Here is an 11,411-nt window from a genome sequence, read left to right as displayed (position 1 = left end):
TTTGAATGGGTTCATGTGCAGCTCCATCAGCAAAAGGGGATGATAAGTTTATCACCACCGACTATTTGCAACAGTGCCGTGACAGGAACCAGTAAGTGTCCATACGCCCATTTATCCAGAATTTTCGAGATAAAGCCGTTACTTATTGCGGTTGGATTCTGTTCAAGCGTTAGCATCACGTAATGGCCAGGATTCGAAGAGGTAACCGTCGAAATTAAGATCATCAAAATCTGAGAGTTCCAGCAGGCGGTTTTTCACATTCTCAAGATGCTGCCACATGGCTAATTTCGCGGCCCGTGCATCTTTTTTGATTAAAGCAGCAAGGATCTGTTTGTGATCGACCAACCATTCCTTACGGTACTGTGTATCACGTAAATGAAGATGGAGCTGAATCCACATGGGATTATTAACACGCCACTGCCAGGACTGCTTAAACAGCTCAACCAACATGCTATTATGAGTCGCTTCAGCAATTGCCAGATGAAATTGCATATCACCGACCTCGTGATCGTCAGAAACTGCCCCCTCCTCCTGCAACTGCAAAGCGCGGCGCATTTTTATGATATCTTCACGGGTCGCCTGTAAGGCGGCGAATTCGGCTATGTTACTTTCCAGCAGTTGTCGGGCCTGGAGAAGTTCAAAAGGACCGGCATCATTACACTGGTTCGGTGTATTCTCGTCGCTGCTCTCTTCATCTCTGACGACCCCCTCTTTCCCATCAGGAATGCGTACCACAAAAATACCAGCGCCCCGACGAACTTCAACGATGCCTTCGATTTCCAGCATGATCAACGCTTCACGAACGACCGTACGGCTGACTTCAAGCATGTCTGCTATTTCGCGTTCTGGCGGTAATCTCCCACCTACGGCATATTTTTTCTCAATGATCATCAGGCGCAGCATGGAACCCACCTCCTGGTAGGGACGCTGCTGAAATAGAGCTTGTTTCATGGTGGCTGTGGCTTCACTTTTACCAAAATAACCCCGTAATATCGGGGATTACTCAGACTATAGCATAAGTTGTCAGTCAGCTATAGCCACACAAACCAAACAATGACACCAATTAAATTATGAACAAATACAATATGTTAACTTGATTTATAACATAGCAAAATGCACCGAAAGAAAAAATTGGCTGACCAATCACTGCCTGCGGTGCCTCGCATTATTAGCTGACAAATAATGCCTGATCCACCGTAAAATAGCGCTGAGCATTATTGAAACAAATGTCCTGCACCATACGACTCAACATTACTTCATCATCAGGGATTTCACCCTCTTCAGCCCATCGGCCAATCAGGTTACACAATAAACGTCGGAAATATTCATGCCGGGTATAGGACAGAAAACTACGAGAGTCGGTCAACATGCCGACAAACTGACTTAACAACCCCATCTGTGATAACTGTTCCAGCTGGCGCAACATACCATCTTTCTGATCATTGAACCACCAACCAGAACCAAACTGTACCTTCCCGGAAATACCCGGCCCCTGGAAGTTGCCAATCATCGTCGCCAGCACTTCGTTATCACGTGGATTGAGGCAGTAAAGAATCGTTTTCGGCAGCTCGTTGGTCATATCCATGCTATCGAGCAACCGGGCAAGCGGCTGACTGATATTATTATCGCCAATTGAGTCAAAACCGCTGTCCGGCCCAAGTAAACGGAACATTCGCGTATTGTTGTTACGAATAGCCCCAATGTGCAGCTGCATCACCCATCCCCGTGCAGCATACTGGCGACCCAACCAGACCAAAACCGCCGTAGAAAATTGCGCAATCTCCAGCTCGCTGAGTTCATTGCCCGCGAGACGTTTAGCAAGAATAGCGTCGAGCTGCGCGTCGTTCGGTATCTGGGCAAAACGCACCGTTTCAATACCGTGATCCGACACGCGGCACCCATGTGCAACAAAATGATCGAGACGACGGCGCAGCGCACAGCGCAGATCATCGAAGCGGGTAATGCTAATATCCGCTGCAGCTTCCAGCTTATGCAAATAATCAACAAAACCCTCCAGCTCGATTTTAAAGACCCGGTCAGGACGCCAGCTCGGTGCAACATCGATATCAACGCTTGCATCCTCGGCGATTTGCCGGTGATACCGCAAATCGTCAATGGGATCGTCGGTAGTGCCGACCATTCTTACATTCATCTGTCGCATGATCCCGCGGGCCGAAAACTCTGGGGTAGCCAGCTTCGCGTTGCAGTGTTCCCAAATAGCATCAGCGCTTTGCGGATCCAGCAGCGTATTCGTGATGCCGAAGGGACGACGTAACTCGAGGTGCGTCCAGTGGTACAGTGGGTTACCTAGTGTTTTTGGCACCGTGTCCGCCCAGGCAAGATATTTTTCGTAATCACTGGTTTCTTTCCCGGTAATGAGCCTCTCCTCTACCCCCGCAGTACGTAGAGCTCGCCACTTATAATGGTCCCCTTCAAGCCAGATTTGCCCAAGATTTTCAAAACGGCGATCCTGCGCAATCTCTTTCGGGCTCAGGTGGCAATGGAAGTCGTAAATGGGCATTACTGCCGCATACCTGTGGTAGAGCATGCGGGCAATCTCATTTTTGAGTAAAAAGTCTTCCGTCATAAATGCGGCCATGGTTTTTCTCCTTTATTAATCACTGTAGCGATTCAAGCACCGCGCGTGCTCCGCGCTGTTCCAGCCGGACGTACGTCTCCATGACCGCATTTACGAACGAGCTATTTTCTGGCAGATCGCGACCAAAAATTGACTCAATTGCCAGTAGCGCACGTACACGTTCTTGCGCGCTATGATACTGCTGATGGATAGCCTGATAGCGGGCAAAAAGTGGATCGACGATATCTATCTTTTGTCCTTTATCGTCAAGACCACGAACGTAGCGCATCCATCCAGCAACGCCAAGAACCAGATGACGATGATCGGTTCCCTTTGCCAAATGGATACGAATTGGATCAAGCAGGCGTTGCGGTAATTTCTGACTGCCATCCATTGCAATCTGCGAGGTACGGTGCCTGAGTGAAGGGTTGGTAAAACGGGAGAGCAGTAAATCAGCGTAACCCGATAAATCAGTGCCCTCAGGCATCGACAACGTGGGAGCTTGTTCATTCAGCATCAACTTCCGTACCGCCTGACGATATTCTGGATTAGCCATGGTATCGGCGATTGTTTCATAGCCGGCCAGATAGCCAAGATACGCCAGAAAAGAGTGACTACCGTTCAGCATCCGTAGTTTCATCATTTCAAATGGTACGACGTCTTCGACAAACTGTGCCCCGACGTTGTCCCACTCCGGTCTGCCATTGACAAAGTTATCTTCTATCACCCACTGACGGAAAGGCTCGCAGGCTATACCACAGGGATCGAACACACCAAGCTGATCGGCAATCAGTTGCAGTGTCTCTTCCGTTACTGCCGGAACAATACGGTCAACCATGGTACAAGGGAATGTTACGTTTTGCGCAATCCACGTCGCCAGCTCCGTCGAACGTGCCTTTGCCAGTCCTATAACCGCCGCTCTGGCAACGAGACCATTCTCTCGAACGTTATCACATGACAGAACGGTAAATGGCCTTATCCCCTGCAGACGACGCATGTCTAAAGCCTCAACGATGTATCCAATAGCCGACTTAGGTTGTTGTGGTGATGTAAGGTCATGTTTAATCAGAGGGTTGTTCAGATCCAACTTGCCGCTGGCTGCCTCCGTGCAGTAGCCCTTTTCCGTCACTGTCAGAGAAACAATCGCCGTCTCGGGACGCGCCATGGCTTTCAGAATCCCGTCACATCCATCAAATTCAGGGTGCAGAGCTTCTTTCATTGAGCCAATGATCTTAAGTTCTGTTATTTCCGCTCCACGTTCTGCGACGGTATAAAGCAGATTTTGTGCTCTAAGGTTTTCAATCAACCGTGCATCGTTCCCCGGCATCAGGTTAACTTCACAGATCCCCCAGTCGCTGTCGCTACACTCCAGCAAATGGTGAGTAAACAACGCCTGATGTGCACGGTGAAACGCCCCGCATCCCAGGTGGACGATACGGGAAACCAGACGCGAACCGTCCCATTGCGGACGGGTAGCGGAAAGCGAGCCGCTAACGATATTTTGTTCCATGGCAAACTCCTGTCGTGCGATGACTTCACCCACGAAATGTGGGTGAGTATGTGTCTACTGCAGTGGATATAAACGCTGAATGGCCGGTGACGCCACCGGCGGAAACTTAATGACTGAAGAAGGCGCGCTGAATCGCCAGTTCGACTCCTCGTACTTCAGCCAACCCTTTCAGACGGCCAATTGCCGAGTAGCCCGGATTTGTTTTCTTTTTCAAATCGTCCAGCATCTGATGCCCATGGTCAGGACGCATAGGGATCAGATCCTCGTAGCCTTCGGCTTTACGGCGATACTCTTCCTCGACGATGGCCTTCACCACGGCATACATGTCCACATCACCATACAGATGCGCCGCTTCATGGAACGTTTTTGGGTTATCTTCACGCAATGTTGAGCGTAAATGCGTGAAGTAAATACGTGGGCCGAACAGTTGAATCATACCGACCAAATCGTTATCCGCACGGACGCCGTAAGAGCCGGTACACATGGTGAAACCATTCGCCATGCTGTTGACGGTCTCCACCATCCACTGCATATCTTCAATGGTGGAGACTATACGCGGTAGACCCAGGATCGGGCGCGGCGGGTCATCAGGGTGTACCGCCATACGAACGCCGGTCGCTTCGGCAACCGGAACGATGGCTTTGAGGAAATACGCAAAGTTGTCACGCAATTTTGCTTTATCAATATTTTGATAAGTCGCCAGATGGGCGCGGAACTGATCTAGCGTATAGCCCTCTTCTGCTCCCGGAAGACCAGCAATTATATTGCGAGTCAGGCGTGCTTTATCTTCTTCACTCATGGCAGCGAAGCGCTGATTGGCCAGCTCTATCTCTTCTGCTGTGTAATCAGTTTCTGCCCCCTGGCGTTGTAAAAGGTGTAATTCAAACACTGCGAACTCTATCTGGTCAAAACGCAACGCTTTTGAACCATCCGGCAAAACATATTCAAGATCAGTGCGAGTCCAGTCCAGTACAGGCATGAAGTTGTAGCAAACGGTGTAGATCCCGCATTGTGCCAGGTTACGCAGCGTCTGTTGATAATTGTTTATCCACAGATCGTATTGACCACTGTGGGTTTTGATATCCTCATGAATCGGCACGCTCTCGACCACAGACCACTCGAGCCCCGCCTCTTCGACAATAGTTTTACGCTCCAGAATCTCTTCAACAGACCAAACCAGCCCATTCGGGATATGGTGTAATGCGGTTACCACGCCACTTGCGCCAGCCTGACGTACATCGGCAAGCGTTACCGGGTCATTAGGGCCATACCAACGCCAGGTTTGTTTCATATTTCAACTCCTCTCTTACGATGAGATCGCTGTTTTATACAGCTCAAACAGGCTATAGCCATGTTTAGGGGGGACGAGTCATACAGTCAAACAACCCGCCAAACAAGCCAACCTATTGGTCGACCAATTAATTTTTTAATAAATGCCAATCCGTTCTTCATCGCACATGCTTCGTCTGGAGTCTCAAGGCCATACTCAGGCAGGTGCTGATGAACAAGTTAAGCAACTACCGAAAGTCACAACACCCCAGCTATTCTGAAGCCATCCGATGTCGTAGTGAAAATGCCCCCTCCCGTTAGCATCACCGCAGCATAAAGTCATACTGGATGCTCATCTTCACATCCCAGTAATTAAGCCTGTCACCTAGCGAACTGCCGTCGCGCTTTTCACGGCCCTTATCGGCGGCAAGGAATATATTCATCCCGCTGAGTGGCCCCTCGGCAACCCGATAGTTAACCGCACTGAGCAGCCCCATACCTTCAATTTGTACATCTCGCTGACTGGATTCGTAGCCACGGGTGACAACTGGTGCCAGTGTTAAAGTCAGCTGCGGTGTCAGTCGATAGTTGGCCCCCATCTGCCAGGACTGCATCCCTTCGCGGTTGCGATCGAGGCTGAGTGAGAAGGGATAGCCAATATCTGTATCAACCACCGCACCATTCATCGAATGGCGGAGATATCCACCGCTAGCGAAAAGACTTCCCCACGGCGCACTCCAGGTCAACTGACCGCTGACCAATGCAGTCTCATTCGGCTGGCTGGACGAGCGGCTCAACCCATCAAGTCCGGCATAGAAACCCAATAGCTCGCCCTTCAGGGCATATCCCGACGACAACGGAATTGTTTGTTCAATAATGCTCTGCAGCTGGTGAGAGACATCTCTCTGTACTGAGCCCCCCAGTGAATAACGGCTACGATCATCATGCCAGCTGGCGGTTAAAAATGAGCGAGTTCGATGTTTATCGTATTTTCCGGTCTTACTGTTATATACACCTTCATCACGAATACCGGTTGCCGAGTCGGTCCATTGAAATACTCTTGTGCGCCACATTGCCCAAAGCTCAAAATTCTCTGTCGGAGCGAAATAACCTAAAGCGCCTTCGGAAACTGTAGGTAACGTACGCTGTGAACTGCCACCGATAAGGGGGATTCGCCACGGTAAACTCCCGTAACTATAATCCGTTCCAAAACGCCCTATTTTCAATCTAACATTGTCACCAGCTTTTATTTTTAGAGCGCCAAGTGCATAGCCAAAACTTTCATGGTCATCTAAGTACCAGCGCGTACTCATATTATCTCGGGCACCAAGTTTATAAACGTAATAGGCACCACCCTCTACCCCTATAAATTGAGAGTAATAACCACTATTAAAATCAACAAGCCCTCCCTGCACCCAGGCATATATATTCTTCCCAGTTCCGGCGCTGGGTTTGTCAGCCCTGCGCAACTCATTTTTTAATCTAAATCTTAATGCTGCTTCATCGTCAGAGATTTGTTCCGCTAACACAGAGGTACACACCGAGGCCACGGCTATAGCAATAGCCGTTAAACGTGTTATTTTATTCATCGTTTAACCTTTGGGTTTGTAATTGTTTTATAATAAAACTACAGGGCCTTATTTTTTAAAGTCGTCGATCAGTTTTTGTTGCGTTTTTTTACGAGTATCAATCTCTAAAATAATTTCTTTGAATTTCTGATCTGTTAGCGGATAAAACCACATAATAATAAATGCTAATAATAAGAAGCCACAAGGTACCAGCGCAATCGAAATCCGGATACCCATAATGACTTCTGGCGTTTGTGCCTGATTAGCAATATATCCGCTGAGTCCCAGAATAAATGCCGGGATTGAACCACCGATGGCCTGACCACACTTGCGAGTAAAGGAAAACAGTGAGTAGGTTAACCCCTCAATCCGCACACCTGTCAGATACTCGCCATACTCAACAGTATCCGCCTCGAGTGCCCACATCACCGTCATCGATATTCCCTGACCAACAGAAGCGATGGCCAGTGCGGTGAGCGCAACAGGAACGGAATGAGCCGACATATAAAAAAACAATAAATAACCGCTAGTTCCAAGCAACGAGCCAATCAGGAAGGTGTTCTTTTTCCCAACTCGAGTGACCAATCGCGGAACCATAGGAGCCGAGGCAACAGTTCCTATCAACATCTGAACCAATACCATCACCGAGAAAAGTCCAGCATCATTTAAAACATAACGAACATAAAATAATGAAGATGCACTGACCGCAAAGGTCGAGATAAGTAAACACAGTGCCCCAGCACACAGCATAATCAAGGGTCGATTTTGCTTTACCGTCTGTAAACTTATCTTCATCGAAGGCTGCGCCACGATACGCACGACATTTTCTTTGGTCGATTTAAAACAGACGAAATACAACACAGTACCTGCAACTGCCAGGATAATAGTCCAGAAGAGATAAACATCCTGCATCTCAGTCGGACTGGCACCACTAATCCGTGGCCCAATGAGAAACGCCAGGCAAACAAAGGTGAGTGAGGCCGCGATGCTGCGCGCAGCACCAAGCCGGGCACGTGATTGCGGCTGTTGGGTCATGGCCGTTGCAAGTGAGCCATAAGGGATATTCACAAGGCTATAGCAAATCCCCAGTCCCATATAAGTAATATACGCGTAAATAACTTTGCTACTGTGACTCCACTCTGCGGGGACACAAAACACCAAAACGCTGAAAGCCATTAAAGGTGCTGAGCCGAAAAGCAGGAAAGGACGGAATTTTCCCCAACGCGTATTAACGCTGTCAACAATACGCCCCGCCGAGACATCAGCAAAGGCGTCAAAAACGCGCACCAGCAGCAGCATCGTTCCTGCGGCTGCGGCACCGACGCCTGCGACGTCGGTGTAGTAGCTCAGAAGAAATAATGCACCCATAGCGAAGGCAAAATTATTAGCGACATCACCCAGGCTATAGCCGATGATGGCGCGCCAGGAGAGCTGCTGGCTCATAATGACTCTCCCTGCTGAGGTTTCTCGCCAAATGCCATGGTAGTCCAGCGTTTTTTCAGCAGGAAAGCAGCGGATTTCGGTTTTCTATCGCGGGTAAAAATCCCTTTGCGGTTGCCACCAACACGCATAATTCCTTGTGAAGTAGAAAAATCAGCGAAATTCCAGACCTGCTCACCCACCACGGCGCTAACCCGATCGAAAACACGATGGTACATATCGAGCCACGCGCACTGAAACTCTTCGCTCCACATATCGGTGTACATCGAATGCAGTCCGGCCATGGTATCAACACCATATTCGGTAATAATGATGGGGCGGTGAAGTTTGTCCTGCCATGCCAGCAGCTCTTTTTCCAGCACACGTTCAGCTTTCTCAAGATCGCCGCTTTGTAAATACCATCCGTAGTAGCGGTTAAGGCAAACCACATCGAAAAGATCGGTGATCGTATCGCTTTCAGCATCACAGAACATCACATTGACACAGGTAATAGGTCGGGTCGGATCGAGCTCGCGTGTCGAAATCGCCAGAGGCTCAAAGTATTCCCTGGCCCCTTCAGGACGTGTATCCGGTTCATTGGCAATACTCCACATGACAACGCTTGGATGGTTTTTATCGCGTGCGATGAGTTCCCGAATAGCCTGAAGGTGCGCCAGTTGGGTCCGATCATTAATTGCGTCATCGCCGTACAATGACGTCGGTTTTTCGCACGCATCAAAGCCAATGCCCAGAGACAGGTTAAAGCCGACTGCAGCTGTCTCATCGATTATGACAATGCCCTGTTCATCCGCCCAGTCGAGCATCTCCTCAGCATAGGGATAATGTGATGTTCGATATGAGTTCGCACCAATCCATTCCATTAGCGCATGGTCGTGGACCATCAGGACGTTATCAAATCCTTTCCCTCGTAAGTCGGCATCTTCATGACGCCCAAACCCAGTGAAATAAAAAGGTTTGTTGTTAATCAGAAACTGTTCTCCCTTCACTTCAACTGAACGGATCCCCACGCGCAGCGGGTATTCATCACGCTCTGCCGAATCAGACAAAACCACATTAAAATTATATAGATATCCTTCACCAGGCTGCCACAGGCATGGGGAAGTCAATCGTAACTGGCCCTCAGCCCCTTGCCCTGAAGCGACAAGTTGCTGTTCCGAATCACGTAATTCAACAGCAATATTTCCCTTGCCCGTAACTTGCCAACAAATGGTGGCCTCTTCACCATTGTCACTGACATGGGTCACCACAGTGATATCTTCAACGAAAGAGCGTGGAGTGGTATAGAGCATGACACTGCGATGAATGCCGGCATAGTTAAAGAAATCATGGAAATAGGATTGTTGCTTCTTACCATTATCATCACATGTCACTATTCCCGGAGGAATCGTCTGCCAGCTGAGTTCGTTATTCACACAGACTGTGACCTGGACATTTTCACCCGGTGAAACAAGATGGCTAATATCAGCCTCAAAAGGGGTATACCCACCCTGATGTTCCATCAAAAAGTTATCGTTAACCCAGACCTTTCCATAATGCGTGACCGCGTCAAACCGTAGAACAATACGTTGGTTACCCCACCCATTCGGAATAAATACCTGCCGCTGATACCAGACGTTCCCAACGTAATTGCGAATATCAGCATCGGCGAACTGATCGTTAAAGCTACCAGGTACTGCAATCGCACGACTTTGAGAAAGCGGGCGCTTCCACCATTGCTGTGCCATGCCGCAATCAGCAGTATCCAGACAGAATGACCACAGACCATCTAGTTTCTTGATTTCTCGGGTTGAAGTTTCAACAGGACGTAACATCACAACTCTCCTTTTCTTTGTGGTGATTGGTCAACCAAAAAATGTACAAGTTAACCAGTTCATAGACCGCATTGTTATCACGGATGAATCACTGCGGAGAATCCACACCACAAAGAACTGAAGAGAATGTCATAAAATTAAAATTTGCAATGTAGCTTATGCGACACCAATCACACATACATAAAACCATCAATTGACATAGATTGAAAAATACCCAACCAAACGTTCATTCTAGTTTTTCCTTGCATATGTTTCTCACTTCGGAAAGGCTACGCAACATAAATTATTGGTTGACCAAAAAAAGTTAATTTGCCGGTAGGCGTCAATCTACTCACCGGTTACACTGTTGTTTTCGAAGAAGAATCGAGCAACCTCAATGGGTAAAAAATTATCCGGAATGTCAACGCGTACCAGGATCCTGAATGCCGCAAGAGAGTGCTTTGCAGAAAATGGTTTTCATAACACGTCAATGAAAACCATCTGCAAGGCCAGCGACATGAGTCCTGGAACCTTGTATCACCACTTCGTGTCAAAAGAGGCCTTGATTCAGGCCATAATCCTTGAAGATCAGGAAAGAGCCTTAACCCGCTTTCGTCATCCACTCGAAGGCGTTGGCCTGGTAGATTATCTGGTGGACTCTATGATTGACGTCACACATGAAGATTGCGCTCAACGCGCGTTAGTTATGGAAATAATGGCGGAGGGGATGCGAAATCCTCAGGTCGCGGACATGCTCAAAAGCAAATACCAAACCATCACAGATTTCCTCGTTGCACGTTTCAACGATGCGCAGGCCAAAGGGGAGATCGGCAATAATATCAATAACAGAAAGGCGGCCAGGTTACTGTTATCTCTGACCTATGGCATCTTGTCCGATATTGAAGCAGATGAAAATTCACGGGATGCTGATTTCGCAATGACATTTCGCGATATGATCGGCGGAATGCTGCATGTAGGAAACACCGTCAACAAACAAGGTACATGAGCGCATTTGTTCTGATCTGCAATTCTCCATTCAGAAACAATATTTAGGAATGATGCCCCCTCCCCTGAACCAAGGTGTGCAGGGTGATCCCAAAACACCGGTTTGTCATTCAGGGCCATTTTCAGGACCACACTCAGTTCTGTCTGCGGTTTCCTTATGCCGTCGCCTTAGTTAGGGAAGGTGCGAATAAGCAGGTCATTTCTTCCCAAGCTGACTCGCTGATTAAAATTTCGCGGATCTGGGCCGATTT

Annotated in this window: 8 protein-coding genes; 1 reads left to right on the top strand and 7 read right to left on the bottom strand. The window is 48.4% G+C overall.

The window, feature by feature from the left end; translation table 11 throughout:
- Window positions 1-162 precede the first annotated feature (162 nt).
- From uxuR to uidA, 7 genes are all read right to left on the bottom strand, one after another.
- On the bottom strand, window positions 163-951 hold the full coding sequence (gene uxuR, locus OGY18_RS24480; RefSeq protein WP_032430963.1) for a Uxu operon transcriptional regulator: 789 nt from the start codon (window positions 949-951) through the stop codon (window positions 163-165).
- Between the two features lie 217 nt (window positions 952-1,168).
- The gene (uxaC, locus tag OGY18_RS24475) at window positions 1,169-2,599 is read right to left on the bottom strand and encodes a glucuronate isomerase (protein WP_022652293.1); all 1,431 of its coding nucleotides are present in this window, start codon (window positions 2,597-2,599) and stop codon (window positions 1,169-1,171) included.
- Window positions 2,600-2,618: 19 nt separating this feature from the next.
- Window positions 2,619-4,088 (bottom strand): fructuronate reductase, encoded by a 1,470-nt coding sequence (locus tag OGY18_RS24470; protein ID WP_022652294.1) that lies wholly within the window; start codon window positions 4,086-4,088, stop codon window positions 2,619-2,621.
- A 106-nt stretch (window positions 4,089-4,194) separates the two neighbouring features.
- On the bottom strand, window positions 4,195-5,379 hold the full coding sequence (uxuA, locus tag OGY18_RS24465) for a mannonate dehydratase (protein ID WP_022652295.1): 1,185 nt from the start codon (window positions 5,377-5,379) through the stop codon (window positions 4,195-4,197).
- Between the two features lie 301 nt (window positions 5,380-5,680).
- Window positions 5,681-6,946, bottom strand: coding sequence for a glucuronide uptake porin UidC (gene uidC, locus OGY18_RS24460; RefSeq protein WP_022652296.1), 1,266 nt, complete (start codon window positions 6,944-6,946; stop codon window positions 5,681-5,683).
- Between the two features lie 48 nt (window positions 6,947-6,994).
- The gene (gene uidB, locus OGY18_RS24455) at window positions 6,995-8,368 is read right to left on the bottom strand and encodes a glucuronide transporter (RefSeq protein WP_022652297.1); all 1,374 of its coding nucleotides are present in this window, start codon (window positions 8,366-8,368) and stop codon (window positions 6,995-6,997) included.
- Window positions 8,365-10,176: a beta-glucuronidase gene (gene uidA / locus OGY18_RS24450; protein ID WP_022652298.1), complete on the bottom strand. Its 1,812-nt coding sequence runs from the start codon at window positions 10,174-10,176 to the stop codon at window positions 8,365-8,367. Before uidA ends, uidB begins: the two co-directional genes overlap by 4 nt.
- 376 nt (window positions 10,177-10,552) lie before the next feature.
- Between uidA and OGY18_RS24445 the strand changes: the two genes are divergently transcribed.
- Window positions 10,553-11,161 carry a TetR/AcrR family transcriptional regulator gene (locus OGY18_RS24445; RefSeq protein WP_022652299.1) on the top strand — a complete coding sequence of 203 codons (609 nt, stop codon included), beginning with the start codon at window positions 10,553-10,555 and terminating at the stop codon, window positions 11,159-11,161.
- The last annotated feature ends 250 nt before the right edge of the window (window positions 11,162-11,411 follow it).

Source organism: Citrobacter sp. Cpo142 (assembly GCF_030332425.1).
Classification (GTDB): Bacteria; Pseudomonadota; Gammaproteobacteria; order Enterobacterales; family Enterobacteriaceae; genus Citrobacter; species Citrobacter portucalensis.
Note: the sequence above shows the minus strand (reverse complement) of the source record. Positions and strands in the feature narration are given on the sequence as shown.